This window comes from Geodermatophilus sp. SYSU D00691 (assembly GCF_054050275.1).
Map to the genome: position 1 here is coordinate 140,385 of NZ_JBJGYZ010000007.1, position 24,300 is coordinate 164,684.

Sequence of the window (24,300 nt, forward strand, 5' to 3'; positions counted from 1 at the left end):
TGTGGCCGGTTGCGCTCCCCCCTGACCTGCGCATGGCCACACCCGGCCCAGCCGTCCACCCGGAGTGCGTCGCCGACGCCGGCCGACGAGCCCGGCACCGAGCCCTTCGGCGCGAACGTGGCCGCGGCCGAGCTGCGCGCCGCGATCGAGCGCTTCCCCAACTCCGCACGGGGCCGGGAGGTCACCGCGGCCCGCCGGGGCGGTGCGGCAGGAACGGGCCACGGGGTCGCTACGTTGGACCGCGGGAGCGCCGTGCCCGCTCCGCCCCTGCGTCGAAGAGAGACATGAGTCCCTATCACAGTCCCCAGGCCACGCCCCCCGCTCCCGGAAGGGGGGTGCGTGGCCGGTGACGGAAGTGCTCTCCCTCCTGCTCGGCGTGGTGGTCGTGCTGGCGATCACGGTGGTCACCGGCTACTTCGTGGCCCAGGAGTTCGCCTACATGGCGGTCGACCGCGCCGGCCTGGCCGCCCGGGCCGAGGCCGGGGACGCCGCTGCCCGGCGCGCGCTCGGCGTGACCCGGCGGACGTCGTTCATGCTGTCCGGCGCCCAGCTGGGCATCACCGTGACCGGGCTGCTGGTCGGCTACGTCGCCGAGCCGCTGATCGGTGAGTCGCTCGGCGCGCTGCTCGGCGGTGTCGGCGTCCCCACCGCGGTGGGGATCGGCCTCGGCGCCGTCCTGGCCCTGCTGTTCTCCACCCTGGTCCAGATGCTCTTCGGGGAGCTGTTCCCGAAGAACGTGGCGATCGCCCGGCCCGAGCCGGTCGCCCGCCGGCTGGCCGCCTCGACCACCGCCTACCTGGCGGTGTTCGGCTGGTTGATCAAGGTCTTCGACCAGGCGTCCAACCTGCTGCTGCGCGCGCTGCGGATCGAGCCGGTGCACGACGTCGAGCACGCCGCCACCGCCCGCGACCTCGAGCACATCGTGGAGGAGTCCCGGGAGAGCGGTGACCTGCCGGCGGAGCTGTCGATGCTGGTCGACCGGATCCTCGACTTCCCCGAGCGCGACGTCGAGCACGCGATGATCCCCCGGCCCCGCGTCGGCACGGTGCGGACCACCGACACCCTCGGCCACCTGCGCGCGCTCATGGCGTCGGGGCACTCGCGGTACCCCGTGCTGGACGCCGGCAGCGGCGACGTCGTCGGCGTCGTGCACCTGGCCGACCTGCTGACGACCGCGGAGCCCGACACGGCACGGGTGACCGCGATCGCCCGCGAGTGCCTGGTCGTCTCCACCTTCACCCGGCTGCCCGACGCGCTGCGCGAGCTCGCCGACACCCGCAACCAGCTGGCCTGCGTCATCGACGAGTACGGCGGGTTCGCCGGCGTCGTCACGCTCGAGGACCTCGCCGAGGAGCTGGTCGGGGAGATCACCGACGAGCACGACGCCGACGTCGCCCCCGAGTACGTGCCGGTCGAGGGGGACGGGGTGTGGGAGATGGCCGGGGACGTGCACGTCGACGAGGTCGAGCGCGCGCTCGCCGTCGACCTCCCCCGCGGGCACTACGAGACGATCGCCGGCCTGGTCATCGCCGCCGCCGGCACGCTGCCCGGGCCCGGCGACACGCTCGCCGTCGAGCTGCCGCCCGACCCCGGCGACCTGGTGCACGCCGACGAGCCGGTCACCCGCCACCTGCGCGTGGAGGTGCTCGCCGTCGACCGGCACGTGCCCTCGCGGGTCCGGCTGGAGCTGCCCGCCGCCGCGGAGGACGCTCGATGACCGACAACCCCTGGGTGGTCGCCGCGGCCACCGTGCTCATCGTGGCGCTCAGCGCCTTCTTCGTCGCCGTCGAGTTCGCCGCACTGGCGGCCAAGCGGCACCGGCTGGAGGCGGCCGCGCCCGGCAGCCGGTCGGCGCGGGCCGCGCTGCGCAACTCCTCGGAGCTGACGCTGCTGCTGGCCGGGTCGCAGCTGGGCATCACCGCGGCGACCCTCGCCCTGGGTGCCATCAGCAAGCCGGCGGTGCACCACTGGCTCACCCCGCTGTTCGAGAGCTGGGGCCTGCCGCTGGTCGCCGCCGACGTCGTCGGCTTCGTCCTGGCGCTGCTGGTGGTGACGTTCCTCCACCTGGTGGTCGGTGAGATGGCGCCGAAGTCGTGGGCGATCGCCCACCCGGAGCGCTCGGCCACCCTGCTCGCCGGGCCGATGCGGGCGTTCCTGGCCGTGTTCCGGCCGGTGCTGCGGGTGCTCAACGCCGCGGCCAACGCGCTGGTCCGCCGGGTCGGGGTCGAGCCGGCCGACGAGGTCGCGATCGGGCACAGCCCCGACGCGCTGCGGCACCTCGTCGAGCACTCGGCGAACGTGGGCGCGCTCGACGCCGGGTTCTCCGCGCAGATCTCCGGCGCGCTGGAGCTCGAGCGCCTGACCGTCCGCGACCTGGTCACCCCGGACGCCCCGCTGGTCGCGGTGGACGCCGCCGCCGACGTCGGCGCGGTGCGCGCCGCCACCCGGCGGACGGGGCACCTGCGCATCCTCCTCGGCGACCGGGCGCGGCTGACCGGCGTGGTGCACGTCCGCGACACCCTCACGGCGGCGGCGGACGAGGCCGCGGCGTCGTTCGCCCGGCCGGTCTTCGCGCTCGAGGCGGCCACCACGGTGCCCGCCGCGCTCAGGGAGATGCGGCAGACCCGCAACCACCTCGCCGTCGTCACCGACGCCGGGGCGGTCCTCGGTGTCGTCACGCTCTCCGACGTGCTGCGCCGGCTGTTCCCCCAGCCGGAGTCGGCCGCGTCCTGACGGTCCGCCGGGGATGACGCAGGATGGTCCCGTGCTGTCGATCGCGCTGGCCCGCGCCCTGCGCGACGCCGGGCTGTCCTGGACCCCTGCCCGCGGCGACAGCTTCGTCATGCCCGACCGGGAGATGGACGCCGACGTCTTCGTGCTCTCGGACATGACGATCGAGGTCCACGAGTTCCCGGGCGGCCCGGTGATCGGCTTCAACGGCACGACCGAGTGGGCCCTGGACTCCATCGAGCAGTCCGAGGCGCTGTGGGTGCCGGCCGAGCACCAGTTGCGCGAGCTGCTCGGCGACGCGTTCTTGGGGCTCGCGCCGACCGGCTACGGCTACCGCGTCACGCTCCGGGTCGACGGCGCGACGAGCGGGCACGAGGGGGCCGATCCGTCCGAGGCCTACGCCCGGGCGCTGCTGCACCTGCTGGGGTCGCGACGCGCCTGACCGGCCGACCTGCTCGACCCGGTGCTGGCTCTCGGGAGCGCCCTGCCGCTGTCGTCCCGCGGATCGCCCCGACCACCCCGAGGGGCGACGGTGAACCGGACGACCACCCCCGCACGAGGTCCGGGCACGCGCCTCCTCCCCGTCGCTGCGCTCGTGGCGGTCCCGGTGGCGCGCCTCGCCGCGGGGCGCCCCCGTCGGACGGGAGGGCCGCCCCCTCTTGACGTGACGAAGGTTACGTCGAAAAATCTACGCGATCGTCAATCGGGTCGGCGGAGTCCGCCCCGTCCAGGTCTACGCAAGGGAGCGCACCGTGGCCTACGTGATCGGGGTGGACGTCGGAGGGACGTTCACCGACGCCGTTCTGGACGACGACGCCGGGACGATCATCGCGGCGAAGTCGCCGTCCACCCCACCGGACTACTCGCAGGGGGTGCTGGACGTCCTCGCCGTCCTGGCCGAGCAACTGGGGCGGCCGCTGGAGGACGTGCTCGCCGACACCCACCACATCGCCCACGGGACGACGTCCTCGCTGAACGCGCTGGTGACGGGCAACGTGCCGCCGGTCGGCTTCCTGACCACCCGCGGGCACCGCGACTCCATCTACATCATGAACGTCGAGGGCCGTTACCTCGGCAGCTCGCCGCACGAGCTCCAGCACGTCCTCGGTCAGAGCAAGTCCCACGGGCTGCTGCCGAAGAAGCACGCGCTCGAGGTCACCGAGCGCATCGACCGCGACGGCAACGTCATCGTCCCGCTCGACGAGGAGCAGGCCCGGACGGCGATCCGCGGCCTGCTGGACGACGGCCTGCGCGCGATCGCGGTCTCCCTGCTCTGGTCGTTCCGCAACCCCGTGCACGAGCAGCGGCTGCGCGAGATCGTCCACGAGCTCGACCCGGGGGTCTTCGTCTCCCTCTCCAGCGAGGTCAGCCCCCGCATCCGGGAGTTCGCCCGCAACGCCACCACGATCATGAGCACCCAGATCGGCCCCGGCCTGCGCGACTACCTCGGCACGCTCGAGGACGGCCTGCGCAGCCGCGGCCTGACCGGCCCGCTGCTGGTCATGCAGAGCAACGGCGGCGCGGTCGCCGCCCGGCAGGCGCCGGCCACCGCCATCACGACCGTCGGCTCGGTGCTCACCGGCGGCGTCGTCGGCTCGGTCGCCCTCGGCGAGCAGCTCGGGCACCGCAACATCATCTCCACCGACGTCGGCGGGACGACGTTCCTCGTCGGCCTGGTCGTCGACGGCGAGCCGGTCCGCGCGACGACCACGATCATCAACCACCACCCGGTCAACGTGCCGACGCTCGAGGTGCACGCCATCGGCTCCGGCGGCGGCGCGATCGCCTGGCTCGACGCCGGCGGGAACCTGCAGGTCGGACCGCAGAGCGCGCAGGCCGTGCCCGGCCCCGCCTGCTACGACCAGGGCGGCACCGAGCCCACCAACACCGACGCCAACCTGGTGCTCGGCATCCTCCCCGAGCGCGGGCTGCTCGGCGGCCGCAAGCCGCTGTCGGTGGAGCGGGCCCGCGAGGCGATCCGCGCCCGCATCGCCGAGCCGCTGGGCCTGTCGGTCGAGGACGCCGCGGCCGCCATCCACGCCGTGCAGAACGCGCAGACCGGCGACCTGCTGCGCAAGACGGTCGTCGAGGCCGGCCACGACCCCCGCGAGTTCGTGCTCTACGCCTTCGGCGGGGCCGGCCCCGCCCACTGCGCGGCCTACGCCGCCGAGGTCGGCGTCCGCGAGGTCGTCGTCCCGCTGGGCCAGGTCGCGTCGGCGTTCTCGGCCTACGGCCTGGCGTCGTCCGACATCGTGGTCGCCGTCGAGCTGTCCGACCCGGGCGCGATGCCGCTGAACCCGGTGCGGGTGGAGAAGAACTTCGCCGACCTGGAGACGCAGGTCCGCGAGGCGCTGGAGCGCCAGGGCGTGCGCTACACCGAGGTGCACCTGGACCGCGAGATCGACATGCGGTTCACCATGCAGCTGGCCGAGCTCGCCGTCCCGGTCCCCTCCGGGCCGATCGACGAGAACGTCATCGCGGCGGCGGCCCAGGCCTTCGAGCGCCGGTACGCCGAGCTCTACGGCGAGGGGACCGGTTTCAGCGCCGCCGGGATCCAGGCCATCACCTTCCGCGTGCGCGGCACCGGCGTCCTGCCGTTCTCCCCCCGCCTGCCGGAGCTCGACCGCGCCGCGTCCGCCGACCCGTCCGACGCCCGCATCGGCAGCCGGCCGGTCAACCTCGCCGACGGCGCCGGCTTCGTCGACACCCCCGTCTACGACTACCGCGGCCTGCGCGCCGGCCACGTGCTCGAGGGCCCGGCGATCGTCGAGGTGCCGACGACGACCGTCGTCGTCCCGGCCGGCCGCACCGGCACCGTCGACCACCTCGGCAACCTGACCGTCGTCCCCCGTGAGGAGTCCTCCCGATGACCATGCCGATCCCCGGCTCCGAGCGGTTCAGCAGCCGGCCGGTGGCCCCAGAGGAGCTCGCCGCGCAGATCCCGGCGTCGCTGCCGCTGCACACGGTGACGCCGGAGCAGATCGACGCGCTCGACCCGCTCACCTACGAGGTCGTCCGCCACCGGCTCTGGTCGGTCACCGACGAGATGGGCGAGGCGCTCAAGCGCATGTCCGGCTCGCCGATCGTCACCGACGCCAACGACTTCGACTTCGCCATCGGCGACGAGCTCGGCCAGGAGGTGCAGGTCGGTCTCTACAACACGATGCTCGTCGGCGCGGTGGACCTCGCCGTCTACTGGACGCTGCGGCACCGGGCCACCAACCCCGGCATCGCCGAGGGCGACATGTTCCTGTGCAACGACCCGTGGGTCGGCGGCGGGCTGCACCAGAACGACGTGATCGTCTACCAGCCGGTCTTCCACGACGGGCAGCTGTTCGCCTGGACCAGCGCCATCGCGCACGAGCCCGACCTGGGCGGCGTGGGGCTGGGCTCCTTCTCCCCCAGCGCCCCCGACGTCTTCTCCGAGTCGCTGCCCACGCCGCCGATCAAGGTGGTCCGCGGCTTCGCGCTCCAGGACGACGTGGCCGACGCCTGGGTGCGCCGCTCCCGCGTGCCCATGCTGGTCGGGCTGGACCTGCGGGCCAAGGTCGGCGCCAACACCATCGGCCGGCAGCGCCTGCTCAGCGTGATCGAGCAGTACGGCGCCGACACGGTCAAGGCCGTGATGAAGCGGATGATGGCCGACGCCGAGCACCGGCTGCGGGGCAAGCTGCGGGCGCTCCCCGACGGCACGTGGCGCGCCAGCGGCTACCAGGACCAGTCCCACGCCGGCGACCGGAACCTGCACAAGATCACCGTCGCCATGACCAAGCGCGACGACCACCTGACGTTCGACTTCACCGGCACCGGCCCGCAGTCCGGGGTCGTCAACTGCACCTACGCCGGCATGCGCGGCGGGGTCATCTCCGCCGTCCTGCCGATCCTGGCCGGGGACATCCCGTGGGCCGCCGGCGGGCTGATGCGCTGCTTCGACCTGGTCAGCGAGGAGGGCACGCTCAACAACGCGACCTTCCCCGCGGCGGTCAGCCGCGGGCCGATCGGCCCGGCGTGGCTGACCGGGTCGCTGGTCGCCGAGTGCCTGTCGCAGATGCTCGACCGGTCGGTGGAGCAGGACCGCAGCGTGCAGGCGACCTGCTGCGGCACGTGGGACACCGCCGTCATCGCCGGTCTCGACGAGCGCGGGGCGTTCCCCACGCCGTTCCTGAACATCTTCATGGAGCCGATGGCCGGCGGTTACGGGGCGCGCCCGGCCGCCGACGGGATGGACACCGGCGGGCTGTTCTGCATCCCGATGGGCCGCATCCCCGACACCGAGATGAGCGAGTACCTCTACCCGCTGCTCACCCTGTGGCGGCGCGAGGAGCCGGACTCCGGCGGCCCCGGCCGGCAGCGCGGCGGCGTCAGCGCGTCGATGGCGGTCACGCCGTACGGCACCAGCGTGCCGATGGGCCTCGTGCTCGCCTCGGCCGGCAAGTCGGTGACCCAGAACAACGGCCTGGCCGGCGGCTACCCGGGCAACACCGGCCTGGAGGTGCTCGCACGGGGCGCCGACATGGCGGCCCGTCTCGGCCGGGGGGAGATCCCGACATCGCTGGAGGAGGTGGGCGGCGAGCAGGAGTTCGGCGCCTGCTTCGCCGAGAGCTACCTCGCGCCCGGCGAGGTGTTCTACATGCACTGGCAGGGCGGCGGCGGGTACGGCGACCCGCTGCTGCGCGACCCGGCGGCCGTCGCGGCCGACGTCCGGGAGCACAAGGTCACCGCGGACGGCGCCCGGGAGGTCTACGGCGTCGTCCTGACCGGCGGGGAGGTCGACGGGGAGGCGACACGGGCCCGCCGGGAGGAACTGCGCGCGCAGCGCCGCTCGCGCGTCCCCTCCGCCCCCACCGTGTCGGTCGGCCTGGAGGGCGCGCGGCGGCTCGACGACAACCTCGTCGAGGCCCGCCTCGACGACCGGGCCGTCGTGGCGTGCGGCCACTGCGGCACGGTGCTCGGCGACGCCACCGCCGACGGCCGGCTGCGGCTGGCGAAGTTCGACGGGCCGTCGTCCGCGGCCGGTCCGCAGGTGACCTCGGACCCGGCGCTCTACGTCGACGACGAGGTCGTGTTCCGGCAGTTCTGCTGCCCCGGCTGCTGGACCGCGGTCCACTCGAGCATCGTCCCGGCGGCGCACGAGGACCACGTGCTGGAGCTGTCGCGGCTGCTGGCGGCGGCCCCGGCCGGCTGACCCGGAGGAGCAGCAGGCCGTGCCCCGGCGGCGTCGCCGGGGCACGGCCTGCTGCGCTCGTTACGCTGCCGAGCACAGCGCCGATCGAGGTGGAGGAGGGCAGCTGCCGGTGAGCAGCGCACCCGAAGGACGGCCCAGCGCGCGACGCGACCTGGTCGAGGCGCAGATCCTGGAGCACGCCACCCGGCTGTTCGCCGAGCGGGGGTTCGCCGCGACCAGCCTGCAGGACATCGCCGAGGCGACCGGCCTCACCCGCCCGGCGCTCTACCACTACGTCAAGAACAAGGACGACCTGCTCTCCCGCCTCGTGCAGGAGCTGACCGAGGGCCCGGCGGAGGAGCTGCACCGGATCAACGCCGAGACCGATCGCCCCGCGGTGCAGCGGCTGCGGGACATGGCCGAGACGGTCGCGCTGCGGATGGCGCGGTCCCCCGAGCGCTTCCGGCTGCTGATCCGGTCCGAGGCCGAGCTGCCCGAGGCGCTGTCCGGCGTCTACGCCCGCGGCCGGCGACGGGTGCTGCGCGAGTTCGTCTCCGTGATCGAGGAGGGCCAGCACGCCGGCCAGCTGCGCCCGGTCGACGCGCGGGCGGCCGCGCTCGGGATCATCGGCATGTGCAACTGGGTCGCCTGGTGGCACAGGCCCGGGCAGGGCGACGAGGCCGTCGCCGCCCAGCTCGCCGACATGGCGGTCGCCTCGCTGGCCGAGCGGGACGACCGGGCCGGTGAGGGCGAGGGTCCCGCCCGCGCGCTGTCGCTGCTCCGCCAGGACCTCGACTACCTCGAGCGCCTGCTCCGCGGCTGATTCACCCGGCGGGCAGCCGCCGGGCGATCTCCTCCCGGAGCCGCTTCTTGTCGAGCTTGCCGACCAGCGTGCGGGGCAGCTCGTCGACCCACTCCAGCCGCTCGGGCCACTTGACCTTGGCGACGCCGAGCGCCTCCAGGTGCTCGCGGACGTCGGTCAGCGTGATCGGCCCGGTCCGGGCGACGAGGAACGCGCAGGCGCGCTCGCCCAGGCGCGGGTCGGGCATGGCGACGACCGCGGCGCCGGCGATCGCCGGGTGGCGCAGCAGCAGCTGCTCCACCTCCTCGGCGTTCACCTTCTCGCCGCCGCGGTTGATGACGTCCTTGATCCGGCCCTCGATGCTCACGTAGCGGACGCCGTCGATCAGCGTGAGGCACGCCAGGTCGCCGGTGCGGTAGAACCCGTCGGAGGTGAACGCCCCGGCGTCGTGGTCCGGCGCGGCGAAGTACCCCCGGATCGTGTACGGGCCGCGGGCGCACAGCTCGCCGACGGCGCCGTCCGGGACCTCGACCTCGGAGCCCGGGTCGAGGACGCGGACCTCGTCGAGCGGCGACAGCGGGATGCCGACGGTCTCGTTGCGCGCCCGCCGCGGTGCGCCGGGGAAGGTCACGCAGAACAAGCCCTCGCCCATGCCGAAGAGCTGGCCGGTCCACAGTCCGAGCTCCTCGAAGCGGCCGAACAGCCCCGGGCTCACCTTCGCCCCGCTGAGCACGACGGTGCGCAGGGTCGGCCCCACGGCGGGGAAGGCCGGGTGGTCGACGACGCCGTAGTGGCCGTGCCCGAACAGCACGTCGGTCGTGCCTGCCGCGGCCATGAGCGGCAGCGCCCGGTCGAGGTCGGGGGTGGCGAGCACCAGGCAGCCGCCGACCGAGTGCGGCCCGTGCAGCCCGCAGACGATGCCGGCGTTGTGGATCAGCGGGATCAGGTGGGCGACCCGGCTGGTGGCGTCCCAGCCCCAGGCCCCGGCGTAGGCCCGGGCGTTGTACCAGTACTCGGCGTGCAGCCGGGGGATCACCTTCGGCACCCCGGTCGTGCCACCGGAGAGCTGGAAGACGGCGACGTCGTCGGGGTCGATGCGGTCCTGCACGCCGTCCACCCAGGACCGGGCCGTGGCGGGGTCCGTGCCCGCGCCGAGGTCCTCGAGCCGGACGACGTCGGCCCCCTCCGGCGCCCCGAGCGCGACGAGGTGCCGCAGGGTCGGGTGTCCCTGCGCCTGCTCCCGCCCGAACGCGACCAGGTCGAACCCGCCGGCGCCGGCGTCGACGAGGTGCCCGACGGCGCCGACCAGCCGGCTGATCTGCGAGATCTCGTGCGCCCGGTGGAACGCCAGTGCGCAGACCGGGACCAGCCCCGCCTTGAGGACGGCGTACCAGGCGAGCACCGCCTCCGCTCGGTTGGTCACCTGGAAGACCACCGGGTCACCGGGCCGCAGGCCGAGCCCGCCGAGGCCGTGCGCGATGCGGTCGGTGCGCGCGTCGAGCTCGGCGAAGGTCAGCGTGCCGGCAGGTGTGACCAGCGCGTCGCGGTGCGGGTGCGCGGCGGCGACGCGCTGGAACTCCTGGACGATCGTCGCGTCGCCCCACAGCCCGGCCGCGCGGTACTCGCGCACCGCCTCGGGTGGGTGGGGCGGCACCTGGGCGGCGAACCGCCGGATCGTCGTCGTCACGGCCGGTCCCCCAGCTCGACGGCGTCCACCCGGCCGCTGACCAGCGCGGCGGCCGCGTCGGCCGCCAGGTCGCGGGGCACGGCGGCGGCGGTGAGCAGGCCGGTCTCGCGGCGGACCCGCTCGGCGAGGTCGAGCCGGTCCAGGACGGCGCCCCGGTCCCGCGGGCCGACGAGGAGGACGCCCTCGGGCAGGCCGCGGGCCTCCTCGACCAGCGCGTCCCCCGCCGCCGACCAGGCGCTGCCCGCGCCGACGGGCAGCTCCGGGAGATCGGTGTGCGGACTGCCCGCCCGGTCGAGCACCCAGCGCTCGACGTCCGCGAGGTCGTCCGGCGCCGTACCGGCCCAGTCGGTCACGGCGCGCCGGACGACGTCCGGGCTGGTCTGCGCGAACCGTGCCAGCGGCACGTTCCCCGCGCGCGACATGTACGCCACCATCAGCCGGTCGACCGGCAGGTCGAGGCGCTCGGGGAAGCTCTCCCACCAGTGCTGGCTGCGGCAGGCCAGGCCCTGCAGCCGTTCGACGTCCGGACGGCGCCGCTGCTCGTAGGCGCGCAGCGCGGTGGGGAGGTCGTCGGCCTGCTGCAGGGCCGCGACCAGCTCGATCGCGTCCTCCATGGCCAGCTTGGTGCCCGAGCCGATCGAGTAGTGCGCGGTGTGCGCGGCGTCGCCGAGCAGCACCACGTTCCGGGCCGACCAGCGGGCGGCGCGCACGGTGCGGAAGCGCAGCCACTGGGTGCGGTTGCCGATCAGCGGGTGCCCCTGCAGCGCCCCGGCGAAGACCCGCTCGAGGTGGCGCAGGCTGACCTCGTCGGTGTCGTCGCGGCCGAGCCCCTCCCCCGCGGCGTCGAGCCCGGCCGCGCGCCAGGTCGCCTCGTCGGTCTCGACGAGGAAGGTGCTGCGGTCCGCCGAGTAGGGGTAGGCGTGGGTGACGAACGTGCCGGACTCCGTGCGGACCGGCTCGAAGAGCGCGTGCTCCAGCGCGAAGTCGGTCGCCGCCCAGAGGTAGAGCCCGGCGCCGTGCTCGACGGTGGCGCCGAAGTCGGCCGCCCGCTCGGTGCGCGTGGCGCTGTTCACGCCGTCGGCGGCGATGACCAGGTCGGCGTCGAGGGCGTCGGCGGTGGTGCGCTCCCCGAACTTGAGGACGACGCCGGACCGCTCGGCGTGCTCCTGCAGCACGGCCAGCAACCGGGTGCGGGCGACGCCGATCAGCGCCGGGTTGTGCACCGTGGCCGTGGCGCCGCCGACGCGCATCCGCATGTCGTGCCGCCGGCCGCCGGCCACGATGTCGCGCAGGGTGTCGGGGTCGGCGGCCGCCAGGTTGCGCTGCGTCCCCGCGGCGAGCCCGACGCCGAACCCGAAGGTCGTGTCGGGCACCCCCTGCTCGTACACGACGACGTCGCACTCGGGGCGGGCCAGCTTGAGCAGTCGCGCGGCGTACAGCCCACCGGGCCCGCCACCCTGGACGGCGACCCGGTCGAGCCTCACGACTCCTCCCCGGCGGGGAAGCGCTTCTCCAGCCAGGCGCCGATCTCGGCCGCGGCGAGGCTCGCCCCCGTCGGCTCGCCCGTCGCGATCGGGCCGCCGAAGTGGGTACCCCGGACCGCGCACGTGCTCAGGTCGTCGGCGCCCAGGGTCGCCGTCATCGCCCGGACGTCGGCCGGGAAGCAGGCCTGGTCGCCGGTGAGCTCGACCAGCAGCGTGGGCACGGTGACCCCCGGCGCGCAGCGGAGGAAGTCGGCGTTCGTGGTGTTCGCCGACCACGTCGACAGCCACGCGTCGGGCGTGCTGAGCCGGCCGAAGCCGAGCAGGCCGTAGTTCGTCAGGTCGGGACGGCGGCCGAACAGCGAGCCGTACGGGCGCTCGTTCGGGTCCAGGGAGAGGTCGACCGAGCGCAGGTCGGCGTCGGTCCGGTGGACCGTTCCGATCCGCGGGGCGAGGGAGGCGCGCTGGTCACGGGGGTCGCCGGAATCCCCGAACCGGCGGCGGGCGGCGGAGGCCTCGGCGGCCGCCTCGCGGGCACGGACGTCGATGCGGGCGATCCGCTCGGCCTGGGCCCGCCGGTAGCGCTCGACGAACTCCGGCGCGTAGGCGGAGCTCTCCCCCGGCGGCGCGAAGCCGTTGGCCGGCGCGTAGGGGTCGAGGTCGGGATCGACCGACAGCGGGTCGGCCTCGTCGGTGACCGAGGGGTCGACGAGCCGGGCCAGCAGCGCGCCCTGCCCCGGGTGGGGCGCCATGAAGACGGCGCCGTCGGGAAGAGGCATCTCCGCGTCGGCCAGCGCGACCGGGCGGCCGGCGGGTGTCCTCGCGATGCGGTCGGCGGGCGCGCGCCCGGCCTGCTCGGCGTAGAAGGCGAACAGCGTGCCGCCGCCGGAGTGCCCGAGCGTCACCACGGACGCGAAGCCGCGGTCGCGGAGGAACACCTGGCCGGCGGCGACGTCGAGCAGCGCCTGCTCGTGCACCAGCGCCAGGTCGTTGTTCACGGACCGGCTGCCCTGGGTCCAGACCGCGTAGCCGCGGGCGAGGAGCTCGGGCACGAGGGCGTGGTGGCTGACGTCCTGCCGCGGGTGCATGAGGCAGACGACGGTCCCGGCGCCGGGGACGACGCGCAGCAGGCCGGTCACGGTGGCGCCGTCCGCCGTCGTCAGCTGGTGCGCGGTGGTGACCGTGGAGTCGGGCGGCTGGGCGGCGGCGATCCAGCGGCCGGCACCGAGGCGGGCGGGCGCGGTCATGCCGGCTCGACCCGGAGGGCGTCCTTGTCCTGCTGCGTGATCGCCGAGCCGCGCAGGCCCGCCACGCAGGAGTACCAGACCGCGTGCCGGCAGCCGGTCGCCCTGCGGTCGATCACGATGGCCCCGGGGGCGCTGATCTCGAAGTAGGGGCCGACGCGGGCGACGGTCACGTCCGGCGCGCGGCCGGCGACCTCCGCGACCGGCACGTTCTCCGGCACGTCGAGCACGTACAGGGTCGTCACGGCTGCGTCGTCCTCGCCAGGTGCTCGTCCTCCCACGCCGCCGCACGCTCGACGATGAGCTCGGCCTTGCGGGCGAGCAGCGCGGCCATGCTGGGTTCCGGCCTGGAGACGACGTCGACGAGCGCGTCGACGGTCAGCTGGGCGTCGAGGTCCTCCTGCGGCGTCACCGGCCGCAGCGCCCGGGTGATCTCGATCATGTAGCCGTTCGGGTCGTGGGTGTAGATCGACTCGATCGTCTCGTGCTGGATCTGCATCTCGACCGGCCACTCGCTGCCGTCGAGCCGGCGCCGGTACTCGAGGAGGTCCTCCTCCGAGTCGACGTGGATGGCCAGGTGTCGCGAGCGGATGAAGAAGATCGGGACGTCCTCGGCGAAGCGGGAGTAGGCGTCGCCCTGCGGTCCGCCCTCGAAGGGCTCGAGCCCGAAGTAGTAGAAGAAGGCCAGCCGGTCGCCGTTGCCGATGTCGAAGAAGAAGTGGATGAAGTCGGGGTGCCGCTCCGGACCCCAGCCGGCGGCGCAGATGGAGTGGACGACCGGGAAGCCCAGCACGTCGCGGTAGAAGCGCACGGTGCCGGCCGGGTCGAAGGTCGGGTAGGCGACGTGGTCGACGCCGCGCACGCGGTGCTGCAGTTCGCTCACGGGTGGTCCTCCTCCGGATCAGGCGGGGACCGCGGCGCGGTCGGCCCGCAGCAGGCTGCCGGCGCCGGGGATGTCGACGGGCAGCCCGAGGGCGCGCAGCAGGCTGAAGGCCCCCGCGGTGGCTGCGGACAGGACGGGCACCCCGAACTCCCGCTCGGCGGCGTCGACCAGGGACAGCGACGGCATCTGCACGCAGCAGGAGACGACGAGCGCATCGGCGCCGGACAGGTCCAGCGACCGAGCAGCCTCCATCACCCGCTCCCCCGGGATGCATCCGACGTCGGTGTTGTCGGCGACCTCGAGCGCGCACCAGTCGGCGATGGCGAAGCCCTCCGCCTCCAGGTAGGCGACGACCTGCTCGGCCAGGGGGCGCGTGTACGGCATGACCAGGGCCGGCCGCTGCGCGCCGAGCGCCCGGAGCGCCTCGACCAGGGCGCCCGCGCTGCTGCGGATCCGGGTGTCGGAACCGCCGGTGGCCAGCTGCTCGGCGACGGCCGACTCCACCCGCTGGTGCTCTCCCGGCCCGCCGGCCATGAGGGCGACCAGGCACGCGTAGAGGATCACCTCGGTACCGGCGTCGCCGAGCTCGAGGACGCAGCGCTCGCGCTGGGCGTTCATCGCCCGCAGCTGCGCCGGTGACACCGACTGCATGCGCATCCGGCTGGAGTGGAACGAGAACTCCGCGTCCGGGTGGCGCGCGAGCAGCGCCGGGAGTTCGGTCTCCACCGTCACGTTCGAGCTGGGGACCACCAGGCCTATCCGGTGCACCGCCGCCTCCCCTCGTTGACGCCACTGACGAATATTCGACACATGCGACGGTTTGTCAACAGGCGCGTCAGGCCTCGCTCTGGACGCTGGCCCGGTCGACCAGCGCCTCGCCCAGCGCGACGTCGAACCGTCGGGCGACGTCCTGCAGGTCCGCCTCGTCGCCCCCCTCCGACCGGGCGGCGACGTACTCGGCGATCAGGTCCAGGAGGTCTCGGGCGGTCGTCATGCACGCAGTGTCCGGGCTCTCGACTTCGGTGTCGAGTTTGCGACGAGTGAGTCAGGAGGTGTGACGATCTCTACGGGTTCCGGCGGCGTCGCCTCTCGTCAGGGAGCGTCGCCCCCCACACGCCGAAGCGCTCGTCCGCGGCGACGGCGTACTCGGCGCAGGGACCTCGGAGCGGGCAACGCCGGCAGGCGGCGACGGCGTCACGGGTCGCGGGCGAGTCGAGGTCCCGCTTGTCCGGCCACCAGGCCGCGTGGTCCTGCTGCTGGCACTCGACGGTGCCGACCTCCTCGAGCCCGGCGCGGAGCTCTCGCCACGCGCCGAGGGCCGCGGGCGGGATCGCCCCCGGCACGTGATCGTGAGCCTCGGCGCGGCCCATCGCCTGATTGCGTCACACCCGTCCCGCCGAGCCGCGGAGGCGCGCCGACGGTCGCCCAGGGAGTGGCAGGCTCCGGGCGCGTCGCCCGTTCACCCACCTGGTGTACACCTGACCGATGCCTGTTCCCGATCAGCGAGAAGAGCTGAGGTTCGAGGCCGACGACGCCTTCGTCCTGCCTCCCCTCATCGGATCGATCACCGGGGGCGACGGTGCCGCACCCGGCAGCGGGCCGCTCGCCGAGGGCGACGTGGCGCAGCAGCGGCTGGACGCCGTCTACTTCGACACGGCCGATCTGCGGTTGCTCGCCTCGGGGGTGACCCTGCTCCGGCGGACCGGCGGGAGCGGGTCCGGCTGGCACCTCACGCCTCCGGCCGGGACGGCGGGCGGGTCGGAGGTGCGGCTGCCACCCGGGAGGGTCCCGCCGGGCCGGACACCTCGCACGGTCCCGGACGAGCTGCAGGCCTTGGTGCGGGCGCGGACCCTCGGTGCGCCGCTCGAGCCGGTCGCCCGCATCACGACCGAGCGGGTCGTGCGGCACGTGACCGACGCCAGCGGGCAGGTCCTCGTCGAGGTGACCGACGACCGGGTCACCGGACGCCGGCTGCACCCGCACGACGGCCCGGGTGAGGCCGCCGGCGCCGTCACCGGCTGGCGGGAGGTCGGCCTGTCCCTGGCCGGCCGCGCCGCGGGCCGGAAGAAGGCGCTCTCCAAGGAGCTGCGCGGGCACGGCCTGCGCAAGGCGGGGCCGGGGACGGGGCCGGCGCACGTCCTGACCGTCGACGGCGGGCCGGCTGCCGACCCCGAGCGCCCGACTCGGAAGTCCAGGGCGGGCGACGTGCTGCTGGCGCACGTCCGCCAGCAGGTCGCGCAGGTGCGGGCCCAGGACCTGCCCGTGCGCCTGGACGTCCCCGACAGCGTGCACAAGATGCGGGTGGCCACCCGACGGCTGCGCAGCGCGCTGAGCACCTTCAAGCCGCTGTTCGACCCCGCGGTCGCCGGCTCGCTGCGCGACGAGCTCAAGTGGCTGGCCGGCGAGCTGGGCGCCGCCCGGGATGCCGAGGTCATGCGCGACCGGGTGCGCGAGGCGGTGGACGGCGGGGGTGCCGGGACCGGCGCCGCCCTGGCCGAGCTGGACGCCGCCTACCGCGCGGCGCACGACCGGGTGCTCGCCGGGCTCGACAGCGACCGCTACCACCGGATCCTGGCCACGCTGCAGGAGCTGGTGGACCGGCCACCGCTGCGCAAGCCCGCCAAGGCGCGCGCCACCGCGACGCTGCCGGAACTCGTCGCGCACAGCTACGACCGGGTCCGCAGGTACGTGGACAAGGCGCAGACCGTGCCCGCCGGGCCCGAGCAGGAGGAGCTGTGGCACGACGCCCGCAAGGCGGCCAAGCAGTCCCGCTACGCCGCCGAGTCGGTCGCACCCGTCTTCGGCTCGGACGCCACCGCCTTCGCCGCCGCGATGGAGGCCGTGCAGGAGGCACTGGGTGAGCACCAGGACTCCGTCCTCACCCGGGAGCGCCTGCACGAGCTGGCCGTGAACGCCTCGTCGACCGAGGTGGCGTTCCTCTACGGGCGCCTGCACGCCCAGGAGGAGGCCCGCGGCGTGCAGTCGCACGAGCACTTCGCGGCCGCGTGGGAGGCCGCGGGTCGCAAGTCCCTCCACCGCTGGCTGCGGTGACCCGGATCCCTGGCGAGGCGGCCGTGCACGCGTCAGCGCCAGAACTCGGCGAGCCGGCCGGCGAGGGCCCTGCCCTGGTCGTGACCGGCTCGAGCGGCGGGCGGGCGCAGCGACGGGTCCATGGCGTTGACGCCGAACAGCTGCTCGGAGTCGCTGTCCGGGACGACCGTCTCGACCCTGCTGCCGCGGGCACGCAGTTCGCCGACCTGCGCGGCCAGGTGGGTGCCCCACTCCCGCGGGTGGTGCGATCTGCCGCCGAGCGGTGACAGCACCAGCACCCGCGCGTAGCCCGCCGCCAGGTCGGCGTTCTCGACGGAGCGGTATCCGCCGTCGACGTACCAGCGGTCACCGACGGCGTAGGCGGGGCCGCCGGCCGTGCTGGCGGCGACGGCGTCCACCAGATCGACCCCGCTGTGGCGGTCGAGGACGACCGGGTCACCGGTGTGGGCGTCGACCACCGTGATGAGCACGGCTCGGTCCGGCCAGCGCTGAGCGGGCAGCCGGGCGGCGACGGTGGCGCGCCACCGCTCGGTCCCGGAGCCGCCGGACGCCGCGGCCCTCTCGAGGGCCACGGCACCCATCCTGCGGCGCATGTCGGCCGCGTCGCCGGCGGCCGCGATGGTCCGGCCCATCCGGTCGAGGTGGTCGGCCACCGACCCGGCGGGACCGCGCCCGCCGCCGGACCCGGCCGGACCGGTCGGTGCCGGGGGCGCGGCGGCGAGGACGGCGGCGAGCAGGTCGGGCGGGGTCGCGCCGGTGATCTGGGCCGCGGCCGTCGCTCCGGCCGACGTCCCGACGACCAGGTCGGCCCGGGTCACGTCGACGTCGGCCTCGAACAGGCCGGCGATGACGCCGATCAGCCACGCGTTGCCGGTCGATCCGCCCCCGCCGAGGACCAGCGCGCGCTCCCCGCGGCGGTCACCCGCCGGGCCGGAGGTCGTCGACGTGACGGGCGGGGGTGCAGGAGGTTCGGTGTTCACGGGAGTCGCCTCTCGGGGATCGCCTGGGGGGCGCTCCCGGTGGCGACTACCTCTGTCGCGCGATCGTGGACTGCGGGGGAGCACCCGCTGCGGACACTGCGTTCACGGGTCTCACCTCCTGCCGGACGGTCACGATCGCCGGGACGGTCGCACGCCGGCGACGCGGTGCGCAATCGACTTCCTGCCGGACGCGGAGAACGCCCGACCGGCGCCGGGCCGGTCCGGCGGTGGCGCGCTCCCCCGCCGGGCCGCCTGCCCCGGTGGAACGCCGCCTGCGGCGGGCGCTCGCCCGTGCCACGTGAGGCGGGCACCAGCTGCTGGCCTGACGGGCTGGTCCGGTCACCGACACCGCACATGTGGTCGCACCGTGCGGAAAGCGGTCAGGGGCCGTCCCGGATCGTGTCCGGAACGGCCCCTGAGCGTTCGTGTCGGGCTGACAGGATTTGAACCTGCGACCCCTTGACCCCCAGTCAAGTGCGCTACCAAGCTGCGCTACAGCCCGCGCGCCGTCCGCCTCCCCGGGAGTCCGGGGCCGGTCGACGACCGCCCGAGAAGGTTACCGCACCGCCGAGCGCCCCTTCCGCCCGGTGGGCGCCGCGCCAACAGCGGGCGAACGGCGCGCAAAGGGCGTGACACCCCTTCTCCGGTCTCGCTAGCGTGCGTGCCGCACGGGGGGACCGTCGTCGTCGAGCAGGGGCTCCGCCATGGGCAGGTCGTTCGCGTCCCGCGTCAGCCACCGCCGGTTCAAGTGGGTCATCCTCGTGTTCTGGCTCGTGCTGGCGGCCCTCGCGGCGCCGTTGGCCGGGAAGCTCACCGCCGAGCAGGACAACGACATCTCGGCGTGGCTGCCCGGTAGCGCCGAGTCCTACCTCGCGCTGCAGCGCCAGGCCGAGCTCGGGTCGGACCCCGACACCTTCCCGGCCGTCGTCGTCTACGAGCGGACCTCCGGTCTCACGGAGGAGGACGCCGAGGCCGTCGCCGAGGACGCGGCCGCCTTCGCGGAGCTCGACATCATCGCGGGCGACGTCGTCGGCCCGATCCCCTCGGAGGACGGCCAGGCGGTGCAGCTCGTCGTCCCGCTGAACGCCGGCCCGGGCGGGTGGGACGCGCTCGCCCCGGCGGTGGACGAGATGCGCGCCGCGACCGCCGACGGCCCCGACGGGCTCTCGGCCTGGGTCAGCGGCCCCGCCGGGAACGCCGCCGACTCGTCGGAGGCCTTCGCCGGCATCGACGGCACGCTGCTGTTCGCCGCGCTGGGCGTCGTCATCCTGATCCTGCTGCTCACCTACCGCAGCCCGGTGCTGTGGATCCTGCCGATCTTCTGCGCGGTCATCGCGCTGTTCTGCGCGCAGGCCATCGTCTACCTGCTCGCCCGCTACGCCGACCTCACCGTGAACGCCCAGAGCGCGAGCATCCTCACCGTCCTGGTCGTGGGCGCCGGCACCGACTACGCCCTGCTGCTGGTCGCCCGCTACCGCGAGGAGCTGCGGCTGCACGGCGACCGGCACGAGGCCATGACCGAGGCGGTGCACCGGGCCGGCCCCGCGGTGCTGGCCAGCGCCGGCACGGTCATCCTCGGCATGCTCTGCCTGCTCGCCGCGGAGATGAACTCGACCGCGAGCCTCGGGCCGGTCGCCGCGATCGGCGTCGCCGTCTCCCTCGCGGTGCTGATGACGCTGCTGCCCGCCCTGCTGGTCATCTGCGGCCGCTGGGTGTTCTGGCCGGTCAAGCCCACCCTGGGCAGCGCCGAACCCAGCGCGACCGGCTTCTGGGCGCGGGTCGGCGGGCTGATCAAGCCGCGTCCGCGCGCGGTGTGGCTGGTCACGAGCCTGCTGCTCGCGGCCGCCGCCCTCGGCCTGTTCCGGCTCGACCCCTCCGGCCTGACCCAGGCCGAGGCCTTCCGCGGCACCCCCGAGTCGGTCGTGGGCGAGGAGGTGGCGGCGGAGCACTTCCCGGCCGCCCAGGGCAACCCGGTCTTCGTCGTCACCACCGCCGACACCGCCGACGAGGTTGCCCGGGCGGTCGCCGGCACCGACGGCGTCAGCGAGGTCGCGGAACCCGTGGTGGTCGGCGACGAGGCGCTCGTCACGGCGACCCTGACCGACGCCGCCGACAGCCCGGCCGCCTACGCCACCGTCGAGGAGCTGCGCACCACCCTGGACGACGTCGGGGACGGCGAGGCGCTGGTCGGTGGCAACACCGCGCTCAACCTCGACGTGCAGAACGCCGCCCAGCGCGACAACCGGGTGATCATCCCGCTGGTCATGCTCGTGGTGCTGGTCGTGCTGGCCCTGCTGCTGCGCGCGGTGGTCGCCCCGCTGATCCTGGTCGCGACGGTGGTGCTCTCCTTCGCGGCGGCCCTCGGCCTGAGCGCGCTGATCTTCGACTGGGTGCTGGGCGTCACCTCGACCGACAGCTCGTTCCCGCTGTTCGTCTTCGTGTTCCTGGTCGCCCTCGGGATCGACTACAACATCTTCCTGATGACCCGGGTGCGGGAGGAGGCCGCCGACCACGGCACCCGGCGGGCGGCGCTGATCGGGCTCTCCGCGACCGGCGGGGTGATCACCTCCGCCGGGCTGGTGCTCGCCGCGACCTTCGCCGTCCTGGCGACGCTCCCGCTGACCTTCACCACCCAGCTGGGCATCGCGGTCGCGCTCGGCGTGCTGCTCGACACGATGATCGTCCGGTCGGTGCTGGTCACCGCGCTCAACCTCGACGTGGGCCGGCGCATGTGGTGGCCGAGCCGGCTGGCGCAGCGGCGCGACGACCCCGACGGGTCCGTCGAGGGCGGGACGCCGCCGATCCCGGCGCCCCGCGGGGAGGCCGACGTCGCGCCGCACGTCCGTCCCGGGTCGTGACGGCGCCGGGGGTCAGCTCCGGCCGCGCTCGCGGTCCTTGCCCTCCCGGACCTTGACCGAGATCTCGATCGGCGTGCCGCCGAAGCCCCACTGCTCGCGCAGCTTGCGCTCCAGGAAGCGGCGGTAGCCGGCCTCGAGGAACCCGGTGGAGAAGACGACGAACCGCGGCGGGCGGACGTCGGCCTGCGTCACGTACTTGATCTTCGGCGCCCGGCCGCCGCGGGCCGGCGGCGGCGTCTCCTGCACGATCGCCCGCACGTAGGTGTTCAGCTCCGCGGTCGGGATGCGGGTCTCCCAGGAGGCGAGCGCCGCCCGCAGGTGCTGGGCGAGCTTCTCCACGCCGCGGCCGGTCTTGGCCGAGATGTTGACCCGCGACGCCCACCTCACCCGGGCCAGCTCGCGCTCGACCTCCTTCTCCAGCTGGACGTGCCGGTCCTCGTCGAGGGTGTCCCACTTGTTGACGGCCAGCACCAGCGCCCGGCCGGCGTCGACCACCTGGCTGATCACCCGCTGGTCCTGCTCGCTGATCACCTCGTCGGCGGCGAGCAGCACGACCGCGACCTCGGCGGCCTGGATCGCCGCCTCGGTGCGCAGGCTGGCGTAGTACTCCATGCCGCTGGCGGTGTTGACCTTGCGCCGCAGCCCGGCGGTGTCGACGAACCGCCACTCCTCGCCGCCGAGCACGACGATCGAGTCGACCGGGTCCACCGTGGTGCCGGCGACCGAGTCGACGACCGACCGCTCGTCGCGGGCCAGGCGGTTGAGCAGGCTCGACTTGCCCACGTTCGGCCGGCCGACCAGCGCGACGCGGCGCGGGCCGCCCTCCTCGGGCTGCTCGCGGGGTGCCTCGGGCAGGGCGTCCAGGACGAGGTCGAGCAGGTCGCCGCTCGCCCGCCCGTGCAGCGCGCTGACCGGCTGGGGCTCGCCCAGGCCGAGCGACCACAGCTCGGCGGCGTTGGCCTCGCTGCGCTCGTCGTCGACCTTGTTGGCCACGAGGATCACCGGCCGGTCGCTGCGGCGCAGGATGCGCGCCGCGGCCAGGTCGGTGTCGGTGGCGCCGACCGAGCTGTCGACGACGAAGACGATGACGTCCGCCGTCTTCATCGCGTACTCGGCCTGCCGCGTGATCGACGCACCGAGGCCGGCCGCCTTCGGGTCCCAGCCGCCGGTGTCGACGACGGTGAACCGCTTGCCGTTCCACAGCGCCTCGTAGGCGATCCGGTCGCGGGTCACGCCCGGGGTGTCCTGGACGACCGCCGCGCGGCGGCCGAGGAACCGGTTGACCAGCGTGGACTTGCCGACGTTGGGCCGGCCCACGATCGCCACCACGGGCAGCGGGCCGGTGCTCTCCTCGGTCATGTGCGCTCCCCCGCCGCGACGGCCGAGCGGGCCAGCTCGACGATGCGCGCGACGGTCTGCTCCTGCACCAGGTCGGTGCTGTCGACGACCACGGCGTCCGCGGCCGGGCGCAGCGGGCTGTCCTCCCGGCTGCTGTCGTACTCGTCGCGCCGGCGCAGGTCCGCGGCGAGCGCGGTGATCTCCTCCGGCGTCGTCAGCCCCAGCTGCAGCGCGCGCCGCTCGGCCCGGGCCTCGGGCGCGGCGGTCAGGTAGACCTTGAGCGTCGCGTCGGGCAGGACGACGGTGCCGATGTCGCGGCCCTCGACGACGACGGCGGCGACGCCGGCCACCAGCGCGCGCTGCTGGTCGACCAGCTGCCGGCGCACCGCCGGCACCGCGGACACGGCGGACACCGTGCGGGTCACCTCGGCGCCGCGGATGCGGGTGGCGACGTCGACGCCGTCCACCCGCACCAGCTCGGTGTCGGCCGCCGTCCCCACCTCGATCGCCGTGCGGGCCACGACGCCGGCGACGGCGTCGGCGTCCTCCGGGTCGACCCCGGCGTCGAGGACGGCGACCGTCGCCGCCCGGTACATGGCGCCGGTGTCGAGGTACGCCGCGCCCAGGTGGGTGGCGACCGCGCGGCCGACGCTCGACTTGCCCGTGCCCGACGGCCCGTCCAACGTCACGCAACCGACGAAGTCGCTCGCGCCCTGCACATGCCGCCGCTCCGCGGCCCCGTTCGCTCCGCTCCTCGCTCGTTCCCCGCTGCGGTCCTCGCTCACTGGGCGATGTCCCGTCGCAGGGCCACCGCGCCGCGCAGGTACACGTGCTGGATCTCCGATCGGGGCTTGTCGACGTCGACGTGCGCCATCAGGCGCAGCACCCGCGGCAGCGCGTGCGGGACGTCGATCTCGCTGGCGCACATCAGGGGCACGTCGCCGAACCCGAGCTCGCGGGCGGCCAGCGCCGGGAACTCCGACACCAGGTCGGGGGTGGCGGTGAACAGGATGCTGATGACGTCGTCGTGGTGCAGGCCGTTGCGGTCCATCACCGCGGTGACCAGCTCGCGGGTCGCCTCGAGCACCTGCTCCCGGTCGTCGGCGTCCACCTGCGTGGCGCCCCGGATGGCTCGGACGGCCATGCACTCTCCTCGTTCGCTGCCCGGCACCCCGCACTCCGGGAGCCCTGTTGAGCTTAGTGAGCCGCCGCTACAGGCCGACGATGTCCTTGAGGGCGCCCAGCTCCTGGCGGGTCAGCTTGCGGATCGAGCCGCTGCGCATGCGCTGCAGCTGCACCGGGCCGATCGCCGTCCGGGTGAGCCGGTTGACCGGCAGGCCGACGTGCGCCAGCAGCCGCCGGACGATGTGCTTGCGCCCCTCGTGCAGCACCACCTCGACGACCGACTGGCCGGCGTGGGTGTCGACGACGCGGAACGAGTCCACCGTCACCGGGCCGTCCTCCAGCTCGACGCCCTCGCGCAGCCGGCGGCCGAGGTCGCGCTTCACCGACCCGGCGACCTGCGCCAGGTAGGTCTTCGGCACCTCGTAGGAGGGGTGCGCCAGGCGGTGGGCCAGCTCGCCGTCGTTGGTGACCAGCAGCAGGCCCTCGGTGTCCTGGTCGAGGCGGCCGACGTGCACGAGCCCGGGCGCGAGGTCGCCGACCATGTCGCCGATGGTCGGGCGGGCCCGGTCGTCGGTCATCGCGGTGATGACGCCGGCGGGCTTGTTGATCGCGTAGGTGACCCGGTCGTCGCGCAGCTCGATGCGGGCGCCGTCGACGGCGATCTTGTCGACGTGCGGGTCGACCCGCATGCCCTGCACCGCGACCGTGCGGCCGTTCACGCTGATCCGGCCCTGGTCGATCATGTCCTCGACCACCCGGCGCGAGCCGACGCCGGCGCGCGCCAGCACCTTCTGCAACCGCTCGCCCTGGCGCTGCTCGGCGGGCTCGTCGTCGCGGTCGCCGGGGTGCAGCGGCGCGAGCTCCATGTCCTCCGACCAGCCCTCGCCGCCCTCGGTCGTGGGGTCCTCGTCAGGCAGGGCGGTGTTCATCCGGTCCAGTCTCCCACCGCCGGTGCCA

The 24,300-nt window shown here is 74.6% G+C and carries 21 protein-coding genes and 1 tRNA gene; 8 read left to right on the forward strand and 14 right to left on the reverse strand.

Annotated elements, in window-relative coordinates; translation table 11 throughout:
• Positions 1–346 precede the first annotated feature (346 nt).
• The 6 genes from ACI797_RS07505 to ACI797_RS07530 all read left to right on the forward strand — a co-directional run bounded on the left by ACI797_RS07505 (position 347) and on the right by ACI797_RS07530 (position 8,717).
• Entirely contained in the window at positions 347–1,717 is a 1,371-nt protein-coding gene (locus ACI797_RS07505) for a hemolysin family protein (protein WP_456857976.1), read from the forward strand.
• The gene (locus ACI797_RS07510; protein ID WP_456857977.1) at positions 1,714–2,733 is read left to right on the forward strand and encodes a hemolysin family protein; all 1,020 of its coding nucleotides are present in this window, start codon (positions 1,714–1,716) and stop codon (positions 2,731–2,733) included. The genes ACI797_RS07505 and ACI797_RS07510 overlap by 4 nt, the downstream gene beginning before the upstream one ends.
• Positions 2,734–2,764: 31 nt before the next feature.
• Positions 2,765–3,172: a hypothetical protein gene (locus tag ACI797_RS07515; RefSeq protein ID WP_456857978.1), complete on the forward strand. Its 408-nt coding sequence runs from the start codon at positions 2,765–2,767 to the stop codon at positions 3,170–3,172.
• Positions 3,173–3,482: 310 nt separating this feature from the next.
• Entirely contained in the window at positions 3,483–5,600 is a 2,118-nt protein-coding gene (locus ACI797_RS07520; RefSeq protein ID WP_456857979.1) for a hydantoinase/oxoprolinase family protein, read from the forward strand.
• Positions 5,597–7,915, forward strand: coding sequence for a hydantoinase B/oxoprolinase family protein (locus ACI797_RS07525; protein ID WP_456857980.1), 2,319 nt, complete (start codon positions 5,597–5,599; stop codon positions 7,913–7,915). Before ACI797_RS07520 ends, ACI797_RS07525 begins: the two co-directional genes overlap by 4 nt.
• A 109-nt stretch (positions 7,916–8,024) precedes the next feature.
• Positions 8,025–8,717 (forward strand): TetR/AcrR family transcriptional regulator, encoded by a 693-nt coding sequence (locus tag ACI797_RS07530; RefSeq protein WP_456857981.1) that lies wholly within the window; start codon positions 8,025–8,027, stop codon positions 8,715–8,717.
• Position 8,718: 1 nt separating this feature from the next.
• Here the strand turns inward: ACI797_RS07530 and ACI797_RS07535 are convergent, their stop codons facing one another.
• The 8 genes from ACI797_RS07535 to ACI797_RS07570 all read right to left on the reverse strand — a co-directional run bounded on the left by ACI797_RS07535 (position 8,719) and on the right by ACI797_RS07570 (position 15,334).
• Entirely contained in the window at positions 8,719–10,383 is a 1,665-nt protein-coding gene (locus tag ACI797_RS07535) for a (2,3-dihydroxybenzoyl)adenylate synthase (protein WP_456857982.1), read from the reverse strand.
• Positions 10,380–11,867 carry an FAD-dependent monooxygenase gene (locus ACI797_RS07540; RefSeq protein ID WP_456857983.1) on the reverse strand — a complete coding sequence of 496 codons (1,488 nt, stop codon included), beginning with the start codon at positions 11,865–11,867 and terminating at the stop codon, positions 10,380–10,382. Before ACI797_RS07540 ends, ACI797_RS07535 begins: the two co-directional genes overlap by 4 nt.
• The gene (locus ACI797_RS07545; RefSeq protein ID WP_456857984.1) at positions 11,864–13,111 is read right to left on the reverse strand and encodes a hypothetical protein; all 1,248 of its coding nucleotides are present in this window, start codon (positions 13,109–13,111) and stop codon (positions 11,864–11,866) included. Before ACI797_RS07545 ends, ACI797_RS07540 begins: the two co-directional genes overlap by 4 nt.
• A complete protein-coding gene (locus tag ACI797_RS07550; protein WP_456857985.1) occupies positions 13,108–13,353 on the reverse strand; it encodes a hypothetical protein in 246 nt (81 codons plus the stop codon). The genes ACI797_RS07545 and ACI797_RS07550 overlap by 4 nt, the downstream gene beginning before the upstream one ends.
• The gene (locus ACI797_RS07555; RefSeq protein ID WP_456857986.1) at positions 13,350–13,991 is read right to left on the reverse strand and encodes a VOC family protein; all 642 of its coding nucleotides are present in this window, start codon (positions 13,989–13,991) and stop codon (positions 13,350–13,352) included. The genes ACI797_RS07550 and ACI797_RS07555 overlap by 4 nt, the downstream gene beginning before the upstream one ends.
• Before the next feature lie 18 nt (positions 13,992–14,009).
• Complete coding sequence (locus ACI797_RS07560; RefSeq protein WP_456857987.1) at positions 14,010–14,759, reverse strand: maleate cis-trans isomerase family protein; 750 nt, start codon at positions 14,757–14,759, stop codon at positions 14,010–14,012.
• Positions 14,760–14,826: 67 nt separating this feature from the next.
• Positions 14,827–14,985: a hypothetical protein gene (locus ACI797_RS07565; RefSeq protein WP_456857988.1), complete on the reverse strand. Its 159-nt coding sequence runs from the start codon at positions 14,983–14,985 to the stop codon at positions 14,827–14,829.
• Between the two features lie 70 nt (positions 14,986–15,055).
• Positions 15,056–15,334 carry a WhiB family transcriptional regulator gene (locus ACI797_RS07570; RefSeq protein ID WP_456857989.1) on the reverse strand — a complete coding sequence of 93 codons (279 nt, stop codon included), beginning with the start codon at positions 15,332–15,334 and terminating at the stop codon, positions 15,056–15,058.
• 142 nt (positions 15,335–15,476) lie between these two features.
• Here ACI797_RS07570 and ACI797_RS07575 point away from each other — a divergent pair, with 142 nt between their 5' ends.
• Positions 15,477–17,042, forward strand: coding sequence for a CYTH and CHAD domain-containing protein (locus ACI797_RS07575; RefSeq protein WP_456857990.1), 1,566 nt, complete (start codon positions 15,477–15,479; stop codon positions 17,040–17,042).
• A gap of 32 nt (positions 17,043–17,074) precedes the next feature.
• Here ACI797_RS07575 and ACI797_RS07580 read toward each other — a convergent pair whose 3' ends face one another.
• Entirely contained in the window at positions 17,075–18,022 is a 948-nt protein-coding gene (locus ACI797_RS07580) for a patatin-like phospholipase family protein (protein ID WP_456857991.1), read from the reverse strand.
• Between the two features lie 428 nt (positions 18,023–18,450).
• Positions 18,451–18,524: transfer RNA gene (locus tag ACI797_RS07585), tRNA-Pro, on the reverse strand.
• A 202-nt stretch (positions 18,525–18,726) separates the two neighbouring features.
• Between ACI797_RS07585 and ACI797_RS07590 the strand changes: the two genes are divergently transcribed.
• Positions 18,727–20,880 (forward strand): MMPL family transporter, encoded by a 2,154-nt coding sequence (locus tag ACI797_RS07590; protein ID WP_456857992.1) that lies wholly within the window; start codon positions 18,727–18,729, stop codon positions 20,878–20,880.
• A 12-nt stretch (positions 20,881–20,892) separates the two neighbouring features.
• Here ACI797_RS07590 and der read toward each other — a convergent pair whose 3' ends face one another.
• The 4 genes from der to ACI797_RS07610 form a co-directional block, all read right to left on the reverse strand.
• A complete protein-coding gene (gene der / locus ACI797_RS07595; RefSeq protein WP_456857993.1) occupies positions 20,893–22,239 on the reverse strand; it encodes a ribosome biogenesis GTPase Der in 1,347 nt (448 codons plus the stop codon).
• Positions 22,236–22,907: a (d)CMP kinase gene (gene cmk, locus ACI797_RS07600; protein ID WP_456857994.1), complete on the reverse strand. Its 672-nt coding sequence runs from the start codon at positions 22,905–22,907 to the stop codon at positions 22,236–22,238. The genes der and cmk overlap by 4 nt, the downstream gene beginning before the upstream one ends.
• A 92-nt stretch (positions 22,908–22,999) precedes the next feature.
• Positions 23,000–23,362, reverse strand: coding sequence for a chorismate mutase (gene aroH, locus ACI797_RS07605; protein ID WP_456541954.1), 363 nt, complete (start codon positions 23,360–23,362; stop codon positions 23,000–23,002).
• Positions 23,363–23,429: 67 nt separating this feature from the next.
• A complete protein-coding gene (locus tag ACI797_RS07610) occupies positions 23,430–24,272 on the reverse strand; it encodes a pseudouridine synthase (protein ID WP_456857995.1) in 843 nt (280 codons plus the stop codon).
• Between the last annotated feature and the right edge of the window lie 28 nt (positions 24,273–24,300).